Consider the following 23071-nt stretch of genomic DNA (forward strand, 5'->3'; position numbering starts at 1 on the left):
AAACAAGAGGAGAAGACAGATGAACAAACGTGCATGGATCGGTGTAGGTAGCTTTGTAGTCAGCATTGCAGTGCTTGGAACCGTATTGTTTGGTTCCAATGTGAGTAGCATGGCTGGTCAGAATACAACGAAATTAGCAGGTGTAATCGAGGGAACAGAGGTAGACCTCTCTTTTAAAATGGGCGGTTCCATCGAACAGCTCTCACTAAAAGAAGGAGACGAAGTAAAAGCAGGGCAAGTAGTTGCCACGCTAAGCAGCGCGGAAATCCTTGCGAAGAAAGAGCAGGCTGAAGCTGCTTACAAGCTCTCACTCGTCAGACTGGACCAGGCGAAAAAAGGAGTATCAGTGACGGATAACTCCAGCAATGCTCAAGTCGACCAAGCAAAAGCAGCAGTCAACTCGGCGCAAGCGCAGCTTGACGCGAACAAAAATGGAGCCCGTTCAGAAGAAATTACACAGCTCAAAGCGAAATTACAAGCAGCACAAACTTCGAATCAAATTGCCGCGACAAATTTGGAGCGAATGAAAAAATTACTGGCGGAAGGTGCCGTTCCACAAGTGAAAGTGGAAGAGGCACAGATGCAAGCAGATAAAGCACAAGCGGAATTTAAGGCAGCAGAAGAACAGTTGAAAATGGCTCAAACTGGATCGCGCAAAGAGCAGGTCGATGCCGCACAAGCACAACTGGATCAAGCAAAAGCTGCATACAACCAAGCTGTAGCAGGGAGAGGTCAAGTAGGCTTGAAGGAGCTGGATGTTAAATCCGCAGAAGCGAACGTCATGCAGGCAAAAGGCGCCCTGGCAGAAATGGAAGCCTATGTGAACAACACCAAGCTGACAGCTCCAGTAGACGGTATTGTAAAATCAGTTGCCGTTCAAAAGGGAGAGCTGGTTTCGCAAGGCTTCACCGTCTTGACGATCCAAACGAAATCAGACAACTATGTCAAATTTTATGTGAATGAATACATGCTCGCGAATGTGAAAACAGGCGATCAAGTGAAATTGTTTGTCCCAGCCCTGAACAGAGAAGTAGACGCCAAAGTAGTTACTGTAGCTCCTGCTGCTGACTTTGCCGTAAAAAAAGCGACACAAGAACTCGGTGATCGTGACATTCGTTCCTTCCAGGTGAAGCTGCTGGTGTCCGATCCGGAATTGCGTCCAGGCCTGACGGTTGAGTGGCAACTTGAAGGAGCTGGTAATGGTGAATAGTTTCTCTCACCTGTTCTGGAGCGAATGGAAAAATCTTTTTGCCAACAAAACCATTCGGAATATTCTCTTCCTCGTACCGCTGATTTATTTGACGATGTTCGGCTTTCTGTACAGTGAGAAAAAAGTAATGGAGATCCCGACTGTCATGGTGGATGCCGATCAAACCGAATTGAGTCGTGAGCTCTATCGCGCCTTTGAGGTCGATCATACATTTCGGATCACGTCGATCGTAGGAACAGAAGAAGAAGCAATGAAAATGGTTGACAAGGGCGAAGCAAATATCGCCCTGATCATTCCTGCTGGATTAGAAAAGGATGTGAAGGCTGGGAGAGAGGCAGAGGTATTGACTGTTATCGACGGCAGTAACATCATGATTTCGAATACGGCAGTTCGGGCAGCGAATACAGCGATTAAGTCTGTTTCAGCAGGAACCACGCTGAAGAAGATGGAAGCACTTGGCGGCTGGGGAGAAGAAGGAAAAAACATGTTTACGGGTATCGACTATCGATACAGAGTGTTGTATAACCCGACCTTCAGTTATCTGTCCTTCATGGTATTCGGACTTGCAGGTACAGTGCTTCAGCAAGTACTGTTCCTAGGAATTGTATTGTCGGTTGCCCAACAAAAAGAAGAGGGCACTTGGAAAGATACACTCTCTCGCCATGGCTTCTTCGCGATTACAGCGAGCAAATTGTTGCCGTACTTTCTGGCAGGAACCCTCAACATGTTCCTGGCGTTTACACTGATGTTAAAAGGTTTCGATATCCCTTATTACGGAAGCACGTTTGACCTAATGCTACTGGCTACCATGTTTAACTTGGCGGTGTTGGCTATCGGTTATGCCATCTCCTTTGTATCCGGCAGCCAGCTCCAAGCCACTCAGATCGGGATGATGATTGCCGTACCTTCTTTCATGCTATCGGGTTACACATGGCCACTGATGTCGATGCCAACCGGGATTGCTGCGATTGCAAAATCTTTGCCGCTGACCTATTTCCTCGATGGTGTCAGAGAAATTTTGACGAAGGGACACGGGCTGTCAGCAGTCATGGATGACTTTATGGTTCTCGGTTTCATGACACTCATTGGGTTGTTCGCAGCCTATGTCATTTATTTGTTGCAGATAAGGAAAATGAAGGGGAAAGTAAGAGAACAAACGGCGGCATAAATGTAAGAATTTGGCTGCGCCAAAGCTATGGCGTAGCCTTATTTGTGTTTACATGCATCTTGATTGGCAGGCAGGTTGTATAAAAATAACCCTTGTGTAATAAATAATCTTTCCTTTATACTTATTTTAAAAAAGGCAGATTCTTCAACGCTAGGGGGATTTTATGTCAGCGACTCATCTAAAGCAATTGTGCGAGGAGACATACACCAAGTTGAAAAAGGTCAGCATGGAAGTGGAACGTTTTTTGAATCAGGTTACCTTATCTGCTCTAGTATCCGCGTCAGGTGATCCTGAAGAATTTGAAACGTATTACCGTAACTATCTTTCCGACTTGCGCCACCTTTTAGTCTACTGCGAAAATGCATATGAAAGGCTGGGAGTATCACTCCGGCGCGCACGATTCCATGAGGAGTTTGCCGAAGAAGTATTGTATCAGGTATACCATACCTGTATAAATAACTTCTACTATCCCAAAGGCGAGGTCTATGAAGAAGATGGGCGGTTGGCCTATACGGGTCAGGATTGTATCATTTTCCGCAAGCAGGTAGTCCCTGAGTTGCAGCAATTGACCTTGTCTCTATCCAGAGTGTTCGAACAGATGCGTAATGATCTTCAATATTACGAGACAGACTACATTGCGAAAAAAAGTATGCAAATAGAAAAAGCACAGGCCTAATAAGCCTGTGTTTTTCTTTGGGTTCCCGATCAGGGATGAACCGTGATGGAAGTCCTATCATTTATGAAAGTGTAGCGTAATGGATAATAGCTGTTTACATTATGCTTCGAAAGAATCAGTTTTCTCCTCGTTAAAAGAGGGAGGAGAGTTCACGAGAAAAAAACGAATTTCCTCAATGGATAATCCCATTTTTCGTGCTGTAAGGATTAAATCGATCCATTCCTTATCTAGGAGATCTTTAGGAGACGGAGTGGTTTTCATGTTAGTTCCCCTTTTACCCTCCTTTTGTAAAAACAAATAAATTACCCAAAAAATGGTAGATAGGTAAAAAGCTTATATCAGAAATGATACTTAATTCAGTTTCATATGTAAATCTAGTATTTGTGACTTTTGTTTTAAATTCATGCAAAAAAAATTATAAGCCACCACTATATCAGTGCTGGCAACAATGTTATTTATGTCGATTTAACCGCCATTTATTGTACTCCAAAAACTCTCGAAACTGTTCTTTACTTACCCCGGATTTCATAGCCTCTTCGATCAGCTTGTACCATTCTTCATCAACATTCTCGCTTGAAGGAATATCTTTATCCTGAAGCAATGTGTCTACTGTCACATTTAATACTAGTGCGATTTTCTCAAGAAATTGAATAGAAGGATTTCGCTGAATGCCGCGCTCGATTGAGCTCAGATAAGACTTGGCGACACCAGCGCGTTCAGCTAAATCAGAAAGAGAAAGGCCTTTGTCTATTCTAAGCTGCTGTATACGCGAGCCGATCATGTAATAGCCACCCCTTTAAATCTCTTCGTTTATTATAACGTCAATATAGCTGAAACACAACTTTTTGTGGGACTAGTCCTGTGTCGTTTGGCTCATTTATTCGAATTGACTCTACTGACATTGCTAAAAAATTACCTTTCTACTAGATAAAATGGAGCGTCATTATGGCTAAGTATCTATAATCATGATCGTTCTTTATAAGAAACGGAGCGTTCGCTATTAAGGTTGAGTAAAAACGAGATATTCAGACGATATTCTACAAAATAGTCGATTTTCGCTGTTTTTGGTCTATTTTTAGAGAAAATTGATAGTTTACATTCCATTGCCTGTACAGGATACTAATTTCAAATCGTTCTTTATAAAGAACAAAACGAACGAACCGTTCTCTATAAAGAAAAGTTTGAGCTTGGATGGCGCTAACCGCTGCCGACTTGAAATGGATAGGAATGCACAGAAAAACTTACAAAAAAATTCGGAGAGGAGAGATCCATTCTGCATGCCAATTTGTCAGAAGCAGTAACGGTAATCTGCCTGCTAATTGTAATAATTATACTATTTTTTATGGGTATCTTGGTGATTAAATCACGGAATTTGTTGATAGAAAGGAGAACACGCGTTTATCTGGGACAGTTTCAAGACTACTTCACGTATATCCAGTCTCATATGGACTCGCCTGAGAGGTTCAAACCGCCTTACTGGCAATTAAATCGTTTGGAAATGAGAGTTTTGCAACAAAAACTCATTGAATGGATCGAATCTCTTACGGGAAGCCACCGAAAGAAAATGATTACACTATGTGAGGATACAGGGCTCGTCAAGCAAAACCTCCAAAGGCTGCATAGTCGCTTCCATTGGATAAGGATCGATGCAGCCTACCATCTAGGAGCAATGCGATCCGAGGAAGCCGTACCAAGACTTCTGGAATTGCTACAGACAAAAAAACTCGATCCCACTCATTTTATCATCGCGAGATCTATCGCTAAGTGTGCGAGAAATCTGGACGATATAAGGAACATGTTGATGCTTCTTGTAAAGCATCGAAAAAGCAATCATTACCTTGCCGTTGACATCATGAAAGAGACAGAGCTGGATTGTACGCCATTATTACTTGAATGTTTGCGAAGTACGGACAAGGATTTGAATAAAATCGCTTTGATTGGATGGTCTGCTCCTTTAACCGCGGAGATTGCGGATTTGGTATATCGGCAGATTGATTCGGAAGACAAGGAAGTCCGCATCCTGTCAGTAAGGTTACTGTTCAAATATGATGCTGCTTTGGCAACGGCAGTGTTCGAGTCCTTGATGAAGAAGAACGATACGGAGGTTTGTCAGAATACTGAAATGATTGAGATGTATGCCAGTTACAGAAAGCAAATCAATGAGGATGAGCAGGTGGACGAGAAAAGTCGTTATGTTTATGCCGTGTAATTATACCTGAAAGGAGTTTGACATGAGGGACTTTTTGCAAGCATACGGGATCTTTGCTGTTTATTATGTAATCGTGATTGAGACGCTCTATTTAACAATTCTAAGCCTGTCCATCAAAAATATTTTTTCCATCATCAAAAGCTCCATGTATTCTCGCTTTCAGTCACTCTCTGGCTCAGAGTACGTACCACAAATTTCGATTCTCGTTCCCGCTTACAATGAAGAATTGACCATCATTGAAAACGTTCGTTCGCTTCTCGCGCTAGATTATCCCAAGTATGAAGTCGTTGTTATTAATGACGGTTCCAAAGATGAAACGTTGCAGGTTTTGTTACAGGAGTTCCAGTTAACTCGCACAGAGTATGCAGGGGGCTCCAGAGTATTGGAAACCTCCAACGTACGAGGCGTTTATTACAATCCGCAATATCCTAATTTATATCTTATTGATAAGGAAAACGGAGGAAAAGCCGACTCGCTAAACGCAGGGATTAATCTTTCTCATTATCCATTGATTGCTTCCATCGATGCTGATTCGTTATTGGAAAAGGACGCGTTGATCCGCATAGCCAAGGTGTACATGGAAAACCCTGAAGAAACGGTCGCGATCGGCGGTATCGTCCGAATTGCAAACGGCTGTGAAATCGAGGATGGAATGATAAAGAAAGTCAATCTTCCTACCAAAATCTTGCCTATGTTCCAGTGTGTCGAATACTTAAAGGCATTCCTAGGGGGAAGGATTGGGTGGAGTTCAATCAACGGGCTGATTATTGTGTCTGGTGCCTTTGGGGTATTTCGAAAAGATTTCGTTGTCAAAGCTGGCGGTTATCGAGGGGGATATCCCGGCGAGGACATGAACATCATCATCAAGCTTCATAAATATATGCTTGAAAATAAACTTCCGTATCGAGTGGCTTTTTGCCCCGATGCCGTTTGCTGGACCCAGGCTCCTGATACGCTGAAAATACTTGGCAGCCAGCGAAGAAGATGGGGACGCGGCAACCTCAAAAACATGCTGGAATACGGCATCTATATAGTTGGCCGTCCCAAGTACAAAGTTATGGGCCTGATTACATTTCCCTATAACATCATTTTCGAAACATTGAATCCATATTTCAGATTTACCGGTTTTTTGGCTCTGCTTGGATATACATTGATGGACATGACTCAATGGAGAATACTGGCCATCTATGCGCTGCTGAATCTCTTGTTTGGCGTGCTGCTCGGAATCGGCTCCCTGTTTATGGAAGAGCTGGCCTTCAAGCGTTACACAAGAGTTCGCGACAACATCAAGATGTTGGCATTTCTCTTCTTCATGTTTCTTGGATATCAGCAGTTGGGGGTCATTTGGAGATTCTTGGGTCATATCGAGTTTATGCGCAACAATAACACATGGGGAACCATGACGAGAACAAGCTGGAAAACATAGAGAAACAGGGCACAGGAGGGAGATACCATGAGTCAGATTGCAAAAGCGTATTCGTTTCCTTTATTTCAAGCCTTTGAACATGTGCTTACCTTCTATGAATCGAGTCAGTTGCCATGCGGGATTATTCTGGCTGTGACGAATGAAAGCAGTGAAGAAAAGATCCAAGATTTGAAAATGTCTTTGGCAAAAGCAGAGGGGTTTACCGATATCCATTGTTTTTACGACAAACAAAGCAGCATTCTTGGTATTCTCCTTGGCGATCAAATGCTAGGTAATACTCATTTCCATTCTCTCTTCATCAAGGAACAGCTACAGACCCAACAAATGTTGGCAGGGCCAGTATTCATCGCCAGCTTCCCTGAACAGGGGGAATCAGCAGCACAAGTTCTCAGTGGTATGGTACAGGAGATTACTGCTGGAAAGGGAAGCGCTGGTGATATTCACATATACAGCGGTAAAAGATCATCGGAAGTAAAAAGAAGTCTTTTGCTTGTTTCGCAAGATGAAACTGTAAATGAGTTTTTACGCATCTATTTACAAAGAAAAGGTTACTGCGTTTATTTGGCAGACAACGGGAGAGAAGCGTGGGAAAAATACAAGCGATTTTTACCAGACGCTGTTATCACCGATGTCAATTTAGCTATTGAAGACGGTTATCAGCTCATCAGCAAGATTAATGCAGTTGAGCATGGCACCAAAATCGTGGTACTAACCCACAAAAGGTTGGAAGACGACAAGAAAAGATCATTCGAGCTGGGAGTCTCAGATTATATAGCGAAGCCATTTTCACCCGTAGACTTGGAAGCACGAGTGAGAAGTCTATTGTCTTAAACATAGATAAAAGGGAGGAAGAAAAATGAGCTACTTTACAAAATTGAAGCAAAAAATGGAATCAAAAACCGTAAAAGTTGGGGTAATAGGACTTGGATACGTTGGTCTGCCCCTCGCTATGGAAATGGCAAAAAGCGGTTTCTCTGTTTATGGGATCGATTTGGACAAGCGAAAGGTAGAAACCTTGCTCGCAGGCAGATCGTATATCCAGGACGTTCCTTGCGAGGTGATCCAATCAAGCCTTTCTGCTCAGCGATTCTTCCCGACCACTGATTATCGGGTTCTCAAGGAGCTGGATGCCGTCAGCATATGTGTTCCAACGCCACTCAGTGAAAATCAAGACCCGGATACGTCCTTTATTAAGGGAGTTGTCCGTGAAATTATCAAATACAAAAAGAAAAACCTCCTGATTACGCTTGAAAGCACAACTTACCCAGGGACGACAGAAGAATTGATCCAATGGGAGTTCGAAAAGCTGGGTCTGACCGTCGGAAAGGATTTCTTCCTTTGCTTCTCTCCTGAGCGTGTAGATCCAGGTAACTATTCCTTCAACACGCACAATACGCCAAAAGTAATCGGGGGAACCACGCCGAAGTGCTTGGAGTTGGGGGCCCTGCTGTATAGCAATTTGGTTACCAGTGTAGTAACGGTTTCTTCTCCGAAAGTCGCCGAAATGTCTAAATTATTAGAAAATACATTCCGAAGTGTAAACATTGCCTTTATCAATGAAATGGCTATGATGTGCGACAAAATGGGCATCGATGTGTGGGAGGTTATCAAAGCAGCGTCAACGAAACCGTTTGGCTATATGCCATTTTATCCAGGTCCTGGAATTGGGGGGCATTGCATTCCACTTGATCCGATGTACCTCTCTTGGAAGGCAAAGGGCTTCCGTTTTCATAGCAAATTCATCGAACTGGCACAATCGATTAACGACAATATGCCAGACTATGTGATCAATAAAACTGCACAGGTACTGAATCTTTATGCCAAATCAATCAAAAATTCGCGGATACTCATTTTGGGGATGGCCTACAAGCCTGACATTGATGATCTGCGTGAATCCCCTGGCTTGCATATATACGAGCTGTTTCAGGAAAACGGGGCACGTGTCGATTACTATGATCCATATGCACAAAGCTTTTTAGATAAACGCGGGAACACAGTTCGTTCCATTCCGCATGACTTGGAACAAATGAAAAATTACGATTGCATGGTACTCGTTACGAATCATAAGAGCTTTGACTACCAAGAGTTTGCTGACCTGGGTGTAGCCGTCATTGATACACGAAATGCCTTTGACAGCATAACAGGTCAACACATTTACAAGCTGGGGAATCCGGCAAGGATGAACGTCGAGGAAGAACGAGTCGTACTCCTGGCTTAACTAGAAACTGACTGATGATTACCGAATAGGGAGGCAATCGTATGTGCGGTATCGTGGGATACATTGGTGAGAGGCAAGCGCAACAAATCCTGACAAATGGTTTGCAGAAGTTGGAGTATCGCGGCTATGACTCGGCTGGTGTCGCAATATTTAACGGTGAAAAAATGGAGATTTGCAAATCGAAAGGAAGGCTGGCCGTTTTGGAAGAACGGCTCGTCCAATCTCCTATTCGAGGTAGTTTGGGAATCGGACATACCCGTTGGGCTACTCACGGCCGTCCATCCGATGAGAACTCACATCCGCATACGGATGAATCGGGAAAGTTTTCTGTTGTCCACAACGGTATTATCGAAAACTATCTGGAAATCAAACAGGAGCTTTTGGACCATGGAGTCACGTTTACATCCGAGACCGATACAGAAGTCATTGCTCATCTCATTGCTGTACTATACGAAGGTGATCTCGTCGCCGCGGTTCGAAATGCAGTGCTGCGTATGCGCGGGGCATATGCTCTGGGTGTTGTTTGCGAGTACGAGCCAGATAAAATGGTGGCAGTCCGATTGGCAAGTCCATTAATTATCGGGGTAGGCAAAGGAGAAAACTTCATTGGCTCCGACATCTCTGCGGTTCTTGAGCACACACGAGACATTGTCATCTTAGAAGACGGGGAAATGGCGGTACTCAAGAAAGACAGCGTTTCTCTCATGAAAGTGGAAACGAGTGAACCGCTTCAGCGAGAGCTGTTCCGCGTAGACTGGAATGTGGAGCAGACGGAAAAAGACGGTTTTGAGCACTTCATGCTAAAAGAAATTTACGAGCAGCCAAATGCATTTCGCAACACGCTGCTCAACCGGATTGACGAGGACGGAAAACAAATTGTTTTGAAGGATTTTCCATTACGACCAGAACAAATCAATCGGTTTGAGAAAATATTCATCGTAGCGTGCGGAACCGCTTATCATGCAGGGTTGATCGGCAAGAATGTGATCGAAGAACTGGCGAGGATACCCGTAGAGGTCGATGTCGCTTCAGAATTCAGATATCGACGCCCTATTATATCTGAAAAAACGCTGGTCATTGTCGTGAGTCAGTCAGGTGAAACAGCTGATACACTGGCAGCGTTGCGGGAAAGTCAACGCCTGGGAGCCAAGGTCTTGGCCATCACGAATGTACAAGGCAGCTCGATTGCCCGTGAGGCCGATTATGTGCTTGCTACCTTTGCCGGACCGGAAATTGCTGTCGCTTCTACGAAGGCGTACACCTCTCAGGTAATCGTTTTTTATCTGCTGGGATTGTACCTGGCTCAAGTGAAGGAGACACTCGCGGAAACAGAAAGAGAATGCTTGATAGCCAATCTGCGACAGCTGCCTGAGCAGGCTGAAAAGGCACTCCAACATGCGGATGATATTCGCGTCTATGCTGAGTCGATCAAAAATCATGCCAGCCTGTTTTTTATCGGTCGAGGCATTGATTATGCTGTGGCGTTGGAAGGGTCCTTGAAGCTGAAGGAAATTTCGTACCTTCACTCAGAGGCATACGCAGCAGGGGAATTGAAGCATGGAACGCTGGCTTTGATTGAAGAGGGTACGCCTGTCATTGCCTTGGTGACACAAAAAGAGCTGGAAGAAAAAATGGTTAGCAATATTACCGAAGTGAAGGCACGAGGTGGGAATGTGTTAGCGATCACGTTGGAAGGGAATGTTGAATTGCACCGAAATGTAGACGAGGTGTGCTTTGTGCCTGCGACATTGCCTGTATTTACCCCCATCCTGACCGTTATTCCGCTACAGTTGATCTCGTATTACACTTCTTTGGCATTGGGCAATGATGTTGACAAGCCACGGAATCTTGCCAAAAGTGTAACCGTTGAATAAAAAATATGATTTGGAAGAATCCCGGAACAGCCAGTTTTTTGGAGAGACGGGATTCTTTCCCCATTTTGACCTGTCGGATTTACATTATTTCCGTAAGGGGCTGAATTTTCCATGATGGATGCCACTGACCAAACTCTTGATCAAAAAACGCTGATAGAGATCATGCTGCAGGTTTACGAGAAAGGTCAACAGACAACGACAATGGGAACGAGAGATATTGTTGAGGATATTGTCAACAGAGTAAGGCCGTACTTCAAAGAAGCCAAATAAGTCGATCTGATGGGAGGATCACATGAGTAGTCGTTATGCAATTGTATTGGCAGCGGGAAAAGGGACACGGATGAGGTCTACGCGTTGCAAAGTGCTCCATGAGGTTTGTGGAAAACCAATGATCCAGCATATTGTCGACCGATTACATGGTCTTGGCATCCATGAGATTATTTTGATTGTAGGGCATGGGGCCGAGCAAGTGAAAAATCAATTCGGTGCTTCTGTCCGCTATGCTTACCAGTCCGAGCAATTGGGAACTGCCCATGCAGTGATGATGGCGGCAGACCTCTTGCAAGACAAACAGGGGACAACGATCGTGTTGAGCGGGGATACACCATTGGTGAGGGAGAAAACGCTGGAGCAATTGCTTGAGCAGCATGAAACTCAACATGCAGCTGCAACTGTATTAACGGCACGGGTAGACGATCCTACAGGGTACGGGCGATTGATCCGCGACGCAAACGGTCTGGTAGAACGCATCGTGGAGCACAAGGATGCAACAGCCGAAGAACGGCAAGTATGCGAAATCAATACAGGAATGTATTGTTTCGACAATCAAAAGCTGTTTCAAGCCATATCCCGGGTGAAAAATGATAATGCCCAGAAAGAGTATTATTTGCCGGACGTTTTAACTATTTTAAACGAGCAAAACGAGTGCATTGGGGCTTTCATGACCGATGATGCGGAAGAGGGGACAGGCGTGAATGATCGAATCCAGCTGGCTTGCGCTGAGAGATTACTCCGTATGCGAATCAATGAGCAGCATATGCAAAACGGAGTCACGATCATTGATCCGACCTCCACATATATTGATGCCGATGTGTGTATCGGACCTGACACGGTTATTCATCCGGGAACGTACCTTCGCGGGAAAACAAAAATAGGACCGGCTTGCGTCATCGGACCAAATGCAGACGTAAGTGATTGTATCGTAGGGGGTAACGTAGAAATTCGTTACACAAATGCATGTAATAGCACGATTCGAGACGGAGCAGTGGTTGGTCCTTATGCCTATATTCGTCCAGGTTCAGATGTAGGTGAGGTGGCGAAGGTCGGAGATTTTGTTGAACTGAAAAATTCACGTCTCGGGAAAGGTGCAAAGGTTGCTCATCTTTCGTATATTGGTGATTCTGATATTGGTGAACATGTAAACGTAGGGTGCGGTACAATCACTGTCAACTACGATGGCGTCCGCAAGCATAAAACGATCGTTGGTGATCACGCCTTTATTGGTTGCAATGCCAATTTGATCGCTCCAGTTACCATCGGAGAGGGCGCTTATGTAGCCGCAGGCTCTACGATCACAGATGATGTTCCAAACGACGCTTTGGCCATCGCCAGAGAACGCCAGAGCATCAAAGAACAGTATGCTAAACGGTTGATGAGTACCCGCCCATAATCGCAGTCAGTAGGAGGATGTCTTATTTTTACAGCTAGCATAGAACCAGAACAAAATCGATCAAGCAAAAAAAAGCTACTCCTTGGTTTTTTGATCATCATCATACCAGTCATCGCAATCATCGCTTATTTGTATAGGACTCCGCCGATGATCGCAACCTGGATTTGGAATACACAGCTCATTATCACAGAAAAAGAAGATATCATCGCATTTGCCAAGCAACATGACGTCAATCTCATTTATTTGCATATTGATCAAGAAAATGTTGCCCATCAAGATTATCGTTCCTTTATTAAGGAAGCAAATGCATCCGGCATTCGAGTAGATGCTCTTGCAGGAGATCCGGTCTGGTCTCTTGTTTCCAATCGAAAAAGTATTACCACCTTTGTAAACTGGGTTCAGACCTATAATAAATCAGCAGGGGAAGGTGAAAGATTTAGTGGCCTCCATCTTGATATTGAACCTCACGTACTACCCGAATGGAATGAGAACAAGGAAGTAATCAAAAACGAATGGATAGCCAATATCGAGTACTTGTCCGCGGAAATCAAAAAGGATCCGGCGTTGGAGCTAAGTGTCGATATTCCGTTTTGGATGTACGAGCTGTCGCTGGAAGACAAATCGGAAACTGTCAGCAAATGGCTGGTCAGCACGCTAGATCATGTAACATTAATGGCCTATCGCGACAGGGTAGAGGGACCGAACGGGGTATTGGAAATTGTGAACCCGATCATGAACGAAGCGAACGATCAAAAAAACAAAGTAATCGTAGGCCTTAACCTGCTGCAAAGCGCAGAGGGAGAAAACACAACCTTTTATGAGGAAGGGCATGGCGGATTGGAGGAGCAGCTGGCCGTTCTCGAAGATAATCTCGAAGAATTTGGAGGCTACGCCGGGTACGCCATTCATGATTACGAGAAGTGGAAGGAACTGGTCAAAAAAAGCGAAGCCCAAATGGAAGCAAGCAAAGCAGCAAAACCGATGCCTGTATTCGAAGGTGAAGGCAAAAAGCTGGTTGCCAAAGTAGACGGCGGGGATATTGCCCTCTACAACGGGCAAGGCTGGGAACCCGTGTTTTGGGCGGGAATCAACCTCGGTGCAACGACACCAGGACACTATCCTGGAGAGCTCTCCCCGACCCGCGAAGATTACTTGCGCTGGTTTTCGCAGATGAAGGAAATGAATAACAAAGTCGTCCGCATTTATACGATTCTACCTCCGATTTTTTATGAGGCCTTACACGAGTTCAACCAAAAACAAGAAGAGCCGTTGCTCCTACTGCAAGGAATCTGGTCGCCGGATGAAGCGCTCGCGGGTGAAGATCGGAAAGGACGGGATGCATTTACTCCCGAGATAACCAGAGATTTTCGCCAAGAGATTAAAGACGCGGTACAAGCAGTCCATGGAGACGTGACTCTCCCGGAGCGGTACGGCCGTGCAAGCGGTGAATATCGAACAGATGTATCGGAATACTTGGTAGGGTGGATACTCGGTACCGAGTGGCATCCATATACGGTACAGGTGACGAATGCATCTCATCTGGACATGCCTCCTTATCAGGGAAAAAACATCTTAGCAACGGAAAAAGCGTCTCCTTTTGAAAGTTGGCTTGCCTCCATGCTTGATTATTTGGCTGAGGAAGAGATGAAATACGGCTGGCAACATCCAGTATCGTTCACAAACTGGCTGACGACTGATCCTCTGGCTCATCCCAATGAGCCGCTGCCACAAGAGGATATGGTCTCGATCGATCCAATGAATTTGAAAGCATCGGCGGAATGGACAGCCGGTTATTTTGCCGCTTATCATGTCTATCCGTATTACCCGGACTTTTTGCGATATGAGGGAAAGTACCAAACATACCGGGATTCAAGCGGCAAGATAAATCCGTATGCCGGATACTTACATGATTTGCGTGCCCACCATAAAGGAATCCCATTGTTAGTTGCCGAATATGGCGTACCCAGCTCGCGTGGAATGACTCATTATGGGCCAGCTGGACGGAATCAAGGAATGCATACGGAACAAGAGCAAGGTGAGATAAACGCTGACATGCTACGCAATATTTATGAAGAGGGTTACGATGGCGCACTTTTATTCGCATGGCAGGATGAATGGTTCAAATTTACCTGGAATACGATTGACCTGGAGCTGCCTTGGGAGCGGAGGGCGATGTGGAACAATCCGTTAACGAACGAGGAAAAATTTGGTGTCATCGCGGTCGAACCCGGTAATTACGTCTCTGACCAGATCATCCTTGATGGGAAAACAGCAGATTGGGAAAAAAGACTTCAGCGAGTCAAACGTGCTTATCCCGGATTTGAACTCTCTGTTTCACACGATGAAGCGTACCTGTATCTCATGCTAAAGAAGAGCGAAGGAGTTTGGGATTTCTCAAAGGACAGGCTGGATATTGGCTTTGATACGCTGAGTGGTGGGAGTCGAACCGCTGATCAAGCACCAGGAATTACATTTTCCCAAGAGATCGAATTTTTGCTGCGAATGCAAGGGGAAAGCAATTCTCGTATTTTTGTCAATAGCGCCTATGATCAGCATAGTTGGCTATATGGGTATATTAAGGGAATGCTGCCTTGGGACGAGCGTTATGATCAAGCAGATCGGGGCATATTCTTGCCATGGAAGCTGACACTCAACAAAGCATTGTATTTACCGGAAACCAAGAAAACAGTACCTTTCGAAGAGCTGGAAGTGGGCATCATGAAGCCAGGGATTTCCGATCCAGAAGATCCGACGTACAACTCATTGGCAGATTGGTATGCAAAGGGTAATGTTTTGGAAATACGGATTCCTTGGATGTTTCTGGGGTATACTGACCCGAGCAGCAAACAGGTTTGGAAATACCCGTATGAGGAGAATGGAATCGTTCCAACTGAAAGTAAAGGTGTTGGAGTGGAAGTATTTGCACATTCCAATCAAAAGCCATTCTCGCGGGAAGCTTCCAAACCACTCTTGTACCAATGGGACAAATGGGATCTGCCCACGTACCATGAACGCAAAAAGCAGAGCTTTGAGATTTTGCGCAAGGCTTATGAAACATATGGTATGCCCAAGCCTCAGTGACATCCGATTTAACAGAGAAATAAGGGCGTGGTCCCATATAAAAAAGACGTACGAGCCCTAAATCAGTTCGTACGTCTTTTTGTTCACTAAGCTTATTGCCCACCAAAACGCAGTCGTTGAAAGAATTTATTGAGCAAGCCCCCGATTGTTTTTGGAGGCTGTTCGGTTTTGACTTCCTCGACCGGCTGGGCTTGGCGAAGGGCTTGGTTCACGTTAATCATACCGTACCCGTACAACTGATCGTGACCTGGAGCTCCGAGGTCAGTTGCGGACTGTCTGATGAGATTCATCACGTCTCGGGTGTTCATATCGGGATGAATGGAACGGATGAGCGAAGCGAGTGCAGCGACGTGAGGACATGCCATTGAAGTACCTGATAGCGAGGCGTAATCGCTATAAATGTATGTGCTCGGAATATCGACCCCAGGAGCAGATACATCTACATAATCACCAAAGTTGGAAAAATCAGCACGTTCTTTGCGGTGATCGACAGCGGCAACGGCGAGGACCTCATCATAGGCAGCAGGAAAGCTAGGCTGATCACTCGCATCGTTTCCGGAAGCCGCAACCAACACGACATTCCTTTCAAAGGCGTAGCGACAAGCTTCCCGTAGAGCCGCAGAGGAGGTGTAGTTGCCTACGCTCAAGTTGATGACATCTGCACCGTTATCAGTCGCCCAATAAATCCCTTGTGCGATGTCTACAGCTGATCCCGAACCGTCTGCGCCAATGGCTTTGATCGGCATGAGCCTGCTATTCCAGGACATACCGGCAATACCATCTGCGTTGTTCGTTTTCGCGGCAATGACACCCGATACGTGGGTTCCATGACCATTATCATCCTGAGGGGTGTTGCTGCCATCCAAAACGTTGTAGCCTTTGACCAGCTTACCAGCAAATTCTGGATGCTTCATATCAACTCCCGTATCGACGACTGCCACGATAACATCGCTGCTGCCTTCACTGACGTCCCAACTTTGTTCCATGCCGATCAGAGAAAGATTCCACTGGTATTCATTGTAGTACGTATCGTTCGGCTTCACATTGGGGAGTAGGAGATAATTCGGTTCGGCATATACCGAGTCAGGGTGTTCAGCGAGTTTTTTCATAAGCTGCTTGGTAGTCATGCTCTTTGATTTGATAATGAGAAATTTGTCAACGTCGCGCTTGATCTTGGCATCCAACGAAGAAACGAGCTGATCAATTTTTTCTTGCTTGGGTCGAGGTGAAAAGCGCACGACGACTTCATTTTCTACATAATGACTGCGATCACGCTGGTTATGATGAAGCGTTTGAATATGGCTTTTTTTCTCCAAGTCACGACGAATATCTTTCACCTGTTCAATGTAGTTAATCCGGGGAATTCTCGCCTGCAGCGATGTCACGTGGGGATGAGGTTCGCGCATTTCCTGCTCTGCATTCTGATTCATCCGATACGGGACAACTACGAGACCGACCAAGGCAATAGCGGCAACAAAAGGCCAGACGCGCAAAAAAACTCACTCCCTCCAGTGCTGTTATCTATATCGTGCACATGAAGGGAGTGATTATGAAGGAAATAGCTTACAATTAGCGTGATTAGATTAAGCCAAGCTTTGCTAAACCATATTGGATGCCACTGTCGTTTACGTGGCGCGTAATCATGTTGGCGAACGGCTTCAATTCTTCATGAGCATTACCCATCGCTACCCCCATGCCAACATAGGAGAGCATCTCTTTGTCGTTCAATCCGTCTCCAAAGGCAACAGCATCAGCAGGAGTGAGTCCAAAATGTTTCAAGACGGCTTCAACTCCTTTTGCCTTGGAGCCATTTGGAGGCAAAATATCCATGCAGTGTTCATGCCAACGAATATAAGAGACGTCACGGAATTCTCCTGTGTACTTCGCTTCATCTGGGCCACAGTAGAGAAATGCTTGATAAATCGGCGTTTCCTCCCAGTAGCGATGGCGATACGCTGGGTATTCCAGTCCCAACCAATCAAAAGACTCGATGATATGTGGGTGATCCATCGCATTGGCATAGAAGTGATCTGCACTCAAAAATACCATGGGATGGGAATGACCCTCAGCCATTTGTTCGAGCTTTGCCAAAGTATCTGTAGCAATTGGCGTATGATGGATGATCTTCCCTTCACTCTTCACATACGACCCGTTAAAGCCCACGAATGTCTCAATGCCCAGTTGCTCAGCGATTGGCATCAAATGATAAGGAGCTCGGCCTGTTGCGATCGCGACATGGATACCGTTTTGTTTTAATGTTTGTACGGCGTCCACCGTTGTTTGTGGAATGATGTGATCGGTGTTCAGTAAGGTTCCGTCAATGTCAAAAAAGACGATTTGATAAGCCACTTCTTATCCGCTCCTCTCCACGCTATCTCTCTAGGTGTTCTCTCTATAAAGGTTTTGCACAAAAAATAGGAAAAGGAATGCCGGATGGGACACTCCTTCTCATTTCGCTATTAGAATACAGCTACTTCTGTTTCGCTGTCAAATACATGACATTTGGCAAGATCCATGGCTAGTTTTACCTTCATCTTAGGTTTTAGCGCTTCACGAGAATCCACGCGCGCTACCATCTGGGTATCCCCAATATTGTGGAAATATACATACAATTCAGAGCCCATATTTTCTACGACTTCAACTTCTGCTTCCAATGCGCTCTCAAATGGATTTGCTTCCATAAAGGAGGCGTCGCTGTAAATGTCCTCAGGGCGAATCCCAAAAATAACCTGCTTATTTACATAACCTTTTTCCCGTAAAGTCTTAGCTTTATCTTCTGGGAAGCGTACATGAATATTTTGCGCATCAAAATAGAGTGCCCCGTCTTTTTCGGAAAGATTTCCTTTCACAAAGTTCATGGCAGGGGAGCCGATGAAGCTCGCTACAAACAGATTGACTGGATGATTGTAGATTTCGGTCGGGGTGGCAACCTGTTGGATAAGGCCGTCCTTCATGACGACGATCCGGTCTCCCATGGTCATGGCTTCTGTCTGATCGTGCGTCACATAAATGATCGTGGTATTCAAGCGTTGATGCAGTTTCAAAATTTCCGTGCGCATTTGTACACGCAGCTTTGCATCGAGGTTGGACAACGGTTCATCCATCAAAAATACTTGCGGTTCACGCACGATCGCGCGCCCTAATGCGACACGCTGTCTTTGTCCCCCTGACAGCGCTTTTGGCTTGCGGTCTAGCAAATGCGAAATATCGAGGATTCGCGCTGCGTCTTGAATTCGCTTATCAATATCGGATTTGGAGAATTTGCGCAATTTCAGACCGAAAGCCATATTTTCGTATACATTCATATGCGGATAGAGTGCATAGCTTTGAAAAACCATGGCGATGTCCCGATCTTTGGGAGCCACATCGTTGACACGGCGATCGCCTATGTATAAATCACCTTCCGAAATCTCTTCCAGACCTGCAATCATGCGCAGCGTGGTAGATTTTCCACAACCAGATGGTCCGACTAGAACGAGGAATTCGCGATCTTGAATTTCCAAGTGAAAATCGTCAACTGCCGTAACGTTGTTTCCATATCGTTTATAAATGTGGGAAAGACTTACCTTTGCCATGAAAAAGGCACCTCCTCGTGTTTGTGGAGAGAGAAAATTCTTGGATGACTGTAAGAGTAGGGTACCAATTCATTTGCAAGTTGGATACGGACAGTATATACGAAATGTTTTGTTAATTTTGACGAAAGAGCAGGTAGAGCTGGAGCAGGACGGCATCAGGAAACAATCGCGGGTCTAATCCGGTTTGTTCCGTCAGCTTGTCCAATCGATACAACAGTGTATTCCGATGAAGGAAAAGCTGTCGTGCTGTATCGCTTACATTCAATTGTCTGGCGAACAATGTATCTAATGTTTCCAGTTGTTCATCTGTCATGTGCGGAACGGTTATGACAGCAGCCAGCTCGTTTGCGATAGCGGCTGCTATTTCTTTGGGGAGAGAAGCTGCCCATCGTTCTAACGGATAAGACCAATCTCCAGCAACCATCATTTGTGGTCGATAGGATTGAAGGGCACGGGCAAGTGATAATTGTCGTAATAGAGTGTCGCCCAATGTAAGTGGACTCGTGATTGGCGATCCGACAACAAGTCGAACGGGTTCCATCCATTCCATCGAAATCAGATCATGCAGGCCAGATGCCCACTCTAAAAGCTCTGAAGACGTTTTCTGATGATCGAGCATGGAGACAGGGACGATGAGAAGGGCATGTGTTTGCGTTAACGGAATAAAATCGGGTCCTCCTTCAAAAAAATCATGCAGCAAGGGCTGCAAGGAATCCCATTCTCCCTTTCGATCCGGTCTGCATCGCTCTAATAAAAAGGAGACGCGCGCTTCTTTCCACGGCCATTTTGCTTCGAGTTGAGCAGGGATTGCAACAGGGGAGCCAGTGACAATGCTCGAAAGCCAATTGGATATCTGTTTTGGGAGAGGAAGCGTTGCTGGATCATCCACATGAGGAAAAATCAGATCCAACAACGCTCGGGCTGAAGTGTGCCACGATGCCGTTTCGATAAGGATCAATGTCACTACATCGTTACTCGAATGGCGGGCAACTTGCTCCCAGCCTTTTTGTACCCAATCCTGTTGGATATGTGCTGCTTTTGTTTGTGAGACTTGTACATATTCGATAGGAAAATGCGTCGTTTGTCGGATGTGCTCGACATCTCTCTTCCATTTTTCCACAAGGTGACCCCCATCTCGACACGAAAGTAAGGTTATTATACCTTAGTCGAGGGCGAGCGTGGCAGCGGTTTCTTGTAGGGCTGGAGCTGGAGTGGCCAAATCGTTGTATGGAGCATCAGTGCCCAGGACATGCAAGGTTATCTCGGGACGGGAACGCAGACGGATGTTTACCCCTGTTTGCCCCAAGCCCTCACTGATGTAAAAGGATCGACCATCCATCTCGTGAAGACCTTTCACGATATTTAGCTTAGGCAGTTTCCCCATCGTTGCGAGATGAAAGGGGCGAGGCCAATGGATCTGTCCTCCGTGAAAATGCCCTGACAACAAATAATCGTAAGCATACTCTTTCATGTGCAAAACTATATTAGGATCATGAGTCAAGACGAGCCTTGCTCCTGTCTCGGGTACACCGAAGAAAGACTTGGCCAGGTTGCTATGGCGCGTGCTGAAATCATCCACACCGATAATGTGCAGGGGCTGCCCTTTGTGATAAATGGTTTCATTTTCATTGATAAGAACACGGCAGCCAATACGCTCTAACTCTGATTTCAGCTGGGCGAGCTTGAAAGGGGCAAGAACATAGTCATGATTGCCAAAAACCACATAGGTTCCGAGTGTCGGCTGCAATTGCTGGAGACATTGCACAAAAGCAACTGCCTTCGGAATGTTTATTTCACGGTCAAGCAAGTCGCCGGTAATCGCAATCAGGTCTACCTGACGCTGCGAGAAGTCATCGACAATGCGCTGGGGCCGTACCGATAAGTTTTCCATGTGCAAATCAGACAAGTGCAAGATCGAAATCGGCTCAAAATCATGCGGTTGTTGAAGGTGTCGGGATTTTTGCAAGGGTATCGCTACTTCTTTTATTTGAACATCAAATGTATTGCGATAGGCTCGAAAAAGCAACAAGGCGATAGCGCCAAGTAAAATAAACCAGATCATCATGGTCAGCCATCTCCTTTGCGGTAAGAATACTGTCATTATACTAGAAAAAGTTCACGATCGAATAAGTAGGTTCTGGTAGGAGGAATTACGCAAAAAATGTAGAAATATTATGAATGTTGCGTAGTGAGAAAAACGATGTAGAGTGGGAGAGTGAAGACATGAACGTGGAGAAAATTCCAGCAACGGAAGGCCCTTATAATCTGGAAAATTATGACGAAGCATATGCGAATTTTGATTGGGCGGATGTGGAGAAGCAATTCTCTTGGTATGAGACCGGGAAAGTGAACATGGTGTATGAAGCCATTGATCGACATCTCGCTACGGATCGGAAAGACAAAATCGCTTTGATGTACAGCAATGCGACGAGAGACGAGACTTATACTTTTGCACAATTAAGTGAATTATCCAATAAATTCGGGAATGTTTTGCGGAATTTGGGCATTGTGAAAGGGGACCGCGTTTTCGTCTTTATGCCGCGTTCGCCGGAGCTTTATGTAAGCGTTTTAGGTACGATCAAGGTTGGCGCAATCGTAGGGCCGCTATTTGAAGCGTTCATGGAAGCGGCTGTGCGTGATCGTTTGGAAAACAGCGAAGCCATTGCGATCGTTACGACACCTGCACTTTTGCCACGTATTCCAGTAAACGACCTGCCTGCACTAAAACACGTGATTGTTGTGGGTGCAGAAGAGGAGCTAAAAGAAGGTCATATCCGCTTTGAAAAAGCGATGGAAGAAGCCTCCACCGAGCTGGAAATCGAATGGGTCGATCGTGAGGATGGCATGATCCTGCACTATACCTCAGGCTCAACCGGTAAGCCAAAGGGTGTCCTCCACGTCCACAATGCCATGATCCAGCATTACCAAACTGGGAAATGGATTCTCGACTTGCAAGAGGATGATATTTATTGGTGCACAGCAGACCCAGGCTGGGTAACGGGTACTTCGTATGGCATTTTTTCGCCTTGGTTGAATGGAGCAACCATTGTCGTACGTGGTGGACGTTTCACTCCCGAAGACTGGTATAAAGTGATTGAGAAAAACAAAGTATCGATTTGGTTCAGTGCTCCGACTACGTTCCGCATGTTCATGGGGGCAGGGGATGAACTCGTCAAGCAGTTTGACTTATCCAGTCTGCGTCACGTCCTGAGCGTTGGCGAACCACTCAATCCAGAAGTCGTTCATTGGGGCATGCGCGTGTTCAATCAACGCATTCACGACAACTGGTGGATGACGGAAACAGGTGCTCAGCTGATTTCTAACTATCGCTGTATGGCAATCAAGCCTGGATCGATGGGTAAGCCGTTCCCAGGTATTTATGCAGCGATTATTGACGATCGAGGAAATGAGCTGCCGCCGAATCGTATGGGGAACCTGGCCATCCGTGCGGGCTGGCCGGCCATGATGAGACAAATCTGGAACAACCCAGCGAAGTACGAGGAATACTTCAGCATCCCAGGCTGGTATGTATCCGGGGATTCTGCATACAGGGATGAAGAAGGCTACTTCTGGTTCCAAGGCCGTATTGATGATGTGATCAATACTTCGGGTGAGCGAGTTGGTCCGTTTGAAGTAGAGAGCAAGCTCGTGGAGCATCCAGCAGTAGCCGAAGCAGGCGTCATCGGCAAACCAGATCCGGTTCGTGGTGAAATTATCAAAGCATTCATCGCGCTGCGAGCTGGATATGAGCCAAGTGAAGCGTTGATGGAAGAGATTCGCAAGTTTGTAAAGGAAGGATTGGCTGCACATGCTGCTCCTCGTGAAATCGAATTCCGCGACAAGTTGCCAAAAACTCGTTCCGGAAAAATCATGCGCCGCGTCTTGAAAGCGTGGGAATTAGGTCTACCAACTGGTGACCTGTCTACGATGGAAGATTAATCACAAGAAAAACCATCTCTCGAAAT

Annotated in this window: 19 protein-coding genes; 12 read left to right on the plus strand and 7 right to left on the minus strand. The window is 45.6% G+C overall.

What is annotated here, in order from left to right:
- The first annotated feature begins 19 nt into the window (after positions 1 to 19).
- From C7R91_RS12590 to C7R91_RS12600, 3 genes are all read left to right on the plus strand, one after another.
- Complete coding sequence (locus C7R91_RS12590; RefSeq protein ID WP_047068651.1) at positions 20 to 1210, plus strand: HlyD family secretion protein; 1191 nt, start codon at positions 20 to 22, stop codon at positions 1208 to 1210.
- Entirely contained in the window at positions 1200 to 2378 is a 1179-nt protein-coding gene (locus C7R91_RS12595) for an ABC transporter permease (protein ID WP_047068652.1), read from the plus strand. The genes C7R91_RS12590 and C7R91_RS12595 overlap by 11 nt, the downstream gene beginning before the upstream one ends.
- A 163-nt stretch (positions 2379 to 2541) precedes the next feature.
- Complete coding sequence (locus tag C7R91_RS12600) at positions 2542 to 3054, plus strand: YpuI family protein (protein WP_047068653.1); 513 nt, start codon at positions 2542 to 2544, stop codon at positions 3052 to 3054.
- A 99-nt stretch (positions 3055 to 3153) separates the two neighbouring features.
- On the opposite strand, the gene C7R91_RS12605 is transcribed toward C7R91_RS12600, so the two are convergent.
- Complete coding sequence (locus C7R91_RS12605; RefSeq protein WP_083995021.1) at positions 3154 to 3315, minus strand: anti-repressor SinI family protein; 162 nt, start codon at positions 3313 to 3315, stop codon at positions 3154 to 3156.
- Positions 3316 to 3505: 190 nt separating this feature from the next.
- Positions 3506 to 3835 carry a helix-turn-helix domain-containing protein gene (locus tag C7R91_RS12610; RefSeq protein ID WP_047068654.1) on the minus strand — a complete coding sequence of 110 codons (330 nt, stop codon included), beginning with the start codon at positions 3833 to 3835 and terminating at the stop codon, positions 3506 to 3508.
- Between the two features lie 726 nt (positions 3836 to 4561).
- Between C7R91_RS12610 and C7R91_RS12615 the strand changes: the two genes are divergently transcribed.
- From C7R91_RS12615 to C7R91_RS12645, 8 genes are all read left to right on the plus strand, one after another.
- Positions 4562 to 5263 carry a HEAT repeat domain-containing protein gene (locus tag C7R91_RS12615; protein WP_160309976.1) on the plus strand — a complete coding sequence of 234 codons (702 nt, stop codon included), beginning with the start codon at positions 4562 to 4564 and terminating at the stop codon, positions 5261 to 5263.
- Positions 5264 to 5285: 22 nt separating this feature from the next.
- Entirely contained in the window at positions 5286 to 6689 is a 1404-nt protein-coding gene (locus C7R91_RS12620) for a glycosyltransferase family 2 protein (RefSeq protein ID WP_047068655.1), read from the plus strand.
- Positions 6690 to 6716: 27 nt separating this feature from the next.
- Positions 6717 to 7520 (plus strand): response regulator transcription factor, encoded by an 804-nt coding sequence (locus C7R91_RS12625; RefSeq protein ID WP_047068656.1) that lies wholly within the window; start codon positions 6717 to 6719, stop codon positions 7518 to 7520.
- 25 nt (positions 7521 to 7545) lie between these two features.
- Complete coding sequence (locus tag C7R91_RS12630; protein ID WP_047068657.1) at positions 7546 to 8907, plus strand: nucleotide sugar dehydrogenase; 1362 nt, start codon at positions 7546 to 7548, stop codon at positions 8905 to 8907.
- A gap of 41 nt (positions 8908 to 8948) precedes the next feature.
- Complete coding sequence (gene glmS / locus C7R91_RS12635; RefSeq protein WP_047068658.1) at positions 8949 to 10781, plus strand: glutamine--fructose-6-phosphate transaminase (isomerizing); 1833 nt, start codon at positions 8949 to 8951, stop codon at positions 10779 to 10781.
- Between the two features lie 111 nt (positions 10782 to 10892).
- Positions 10893 to 11051 carry a YwzD family small protein gene (locus tag C7R91_RS29350; protein ID WP_160309977.1) on the plus strand — a complete coding sequence of 53 codons (159 nt, stop codon included), beginning with the start codon at positions 10893 to 10895 and terminating at the stop codon, positions 11049 to 11051.
- Positions 11052 to 11073: 22 nt separating this feature from the next.
- Positions 11074 to 12450 carry a bifunctional UDP-N-acetylglucosamine diphosphorylase/glucosamine-1-phosphate N-acetyltransferase GlmU gene (gene glmU, locus C7R91_RS12640; RefSeq protein WP_047068659.1) on the plus strand — a complete coding sequence of 459 codons (1377 nt, stop codon included), beginning with the start codon at positions 11074 to 11076 and terminating at the stop codon, positions 12448 to 12450.
- Positions 12451 to 12597: 147 nt separating this feature from the next.
- Positions 12598 to 15531 (plus strand): hypothetical protein, encoded by a 2934-nt coding sequence (locus C7R91_RS12645; RefSeq protein ID WP_052773370.1) that lies wholly within the window; start codon positions 12598 to 12600, stop codon positions 15529 to 15531.
- Between the two features lie 92 nt (positions 15532 to 15623).
- Here C7R91_RS12645 and C7R91_RS12650 read toward each other — a convergent pair whose 3' ends face one another.
- From C7R91_RS12650 to C7R91_RS12670, 5 genes are all read right to left on the minus strand, one after another.
- Positions 15624 to 17024 (minus strand): S8 family peptidase, encoded by a 1401-nt coding sequence (locus C7R91_RS12650; RefSeq protein ID WP_047068660.1) that lies wholly within the window; start codon positions 17022 to 17024, stop codon positions 15624 to 15626.
- A gap of 85 nt (positions 17025 to 17109) precedes the next feature.
- Positions 17110 to 17880, minus strand: coding sequence for a Cof-type HAD-IIB family hydrolase (locus tag C7R91_RS12655; RefSeq protein WP_047068661.1), 771 nt, complete (start codon positions 17878 to 17880; stop codon positions 17110 to 17112).
- Positions 17881 to 17990: 110 nt separating this feature from the next.
- The gene (locus C7R91_RS12660) at positions 17991 to 19106 is read right to left on the minus strand and encodes an ABC transporter ATP-binding protein (RefSeq protein WP_047068662.1); all 1116 of its coding nucleotides are present in this window, start codon (positions 19104 to 19106) and stop codon (positions 17991 to 17993) included.
- A 112-nt stretch (positions 19107 to 19218) separates the two neighbouring features.
- Positions 19219 to 20226 carry a PucR family transcriptional regulator gene (locus C7R91_RS12665; protein WP_047068663.1) on the minus strand — a complete coding sequence of 336 codons (1008 nt, stop codon included), beginning with the start codon at positions 20224 to 20226 and terminating at the stop codon, positions 19219 to 19221.
- Positions 20227 to 20268: 42 nt separating this feature from the next.
- On the minus strand, positions 20269 to 21168 hold the full coding sequence (locus tag C7R91_RS12670) for a metallophosphoesterase (protein WP_047069460.1): 900 nt from the start codon (positions 21166 to 21168) through the stop codon (positions 20269 to 20271).
- 161 nt (positions 21169 to 21329) lie between these two features.
- Here C7R91_RS12670 and acsA point away from each other — a divergent pair, with 161 nt between their 5' ends.
- A complete protein-coding gene (acsA, locus tag C7R91_RS12675; RefSeq protein ID WP_047069461.1) occupies positions 21330 to 23045 on the plus strand; it encodes an acetate--CoA ligase in 1716 nt (571 codons plus the stop codon).
- The last annotated feature ends 26 nt before the right edge of the window (positions 23046 to 23071 follow it).

It is taken from the genome of Brevibacillus formosus (assembly GCF_003013405.1).
GTDB classification, from domain to species: Bacteria; Bacillota; Bacilli; order Brevibacillales; family Brevibacillaceae; genus Brevibacillus; species Brevibacillus formosus.

Coding starts and splice junctions, on each gene's coding strand:
- C7R91_RS12660 (WP_047068662.1), bottom strand. CDS start 19,106: ATGGCAAAGGTAAGTCTTTCCCACATTTATAAACGATATGGAAACAAC.
- C7R91_RS12610 (WP_047068654.1), bottom strand. CDS start 3,835: ATGATCGGCTCGCGTATACAGCAGCTTAGAATAGACAAAGGCCTTTCT.
- C7R91_RS12620 (WP_047068655.1), top strand. CDS start 5,286: ATGAGGGACTTTTTGCAAGCATACGGGATCTTTGCTGTTTATTATGTA.
- C7R91_RS12600 (WP_047068653.1), top strand. CDS start 2,542: ATGTCAGCGACTCATCTAAAGCAATTGTGCGAGGAGACATACACCAAG.
- C7R91_RS12605 (WP_083995021.1), bottom strand. CDS start 3,315: ATGAAAACCACTCCGTCTCCTAAAGATCTCCTAGATAAGGAATGGATC.
- acsA (WP_047069461.1), top strand. CDS start 21,330: ATGAACGTGGAGAAAATTCCAGCAACGGAAGGCCCTTATAATCTGGAA.
- glmS (WP_047068658.1), top strand. CDS start 8,949: ATGTGCGGTATCGTGGGATACATTGGTGAGAGGCAAGCGCAACAAATC.
- C7R91_RS29350 (WP_160309977.1), top strand. CDS start 10,893: ATGATGGATGCCACTGACCAAACTCTTGATCAAAAAACGCTGATAGAG.
- C7R91_RS12630 (WP_047068657.1), top strand. CDS start 7,546: ATGAGCTACTTTACAAAATTGAAGCAAAAAATGGAATCAAAAACCGTA.
- C7R91_RS12625 (WP_047068656.1), top strand. CDS start 6,717: ATGAGTCAGATTGCAAAAGCGTATTCGTTTCCTTTATTTCAAGCCTTT.
- glmU (WP_047068659.1), top strand. CDS start 11,074: ATGAGTAGTCGTTATGCAATTGTATTGGCAGCGGGAAAAGGGACACGG.
- C7R91_RS12670 (WP_047069460.1), bottom strand. CDS start 21,168: ATGATCTGGTTTATTTTACTTGGCGCTATCGCCTTGTTGCTTTTTCGA.
- C7R91_RS12590 (WP_047068651.1), top strand. CDS start 20: ATGAACAAACGTGCATGGATCGGTGTAGGTAGCTTTGTAGTCAGCATT.
- C7R91_RS12645 (WP_052773370.1), top strand. CDS start 12,598: ATGATCGCAACCTGGATTTGGAATACACAGCTCATTATCACAGAAAAA.
- C7R91_RS12595 (WP_047068652.1), top strand. CDS start 1,200: ATGGTGAATAGTTTCTCTCACCTGTTCTGGAGCGAATGGAAAAATCTT.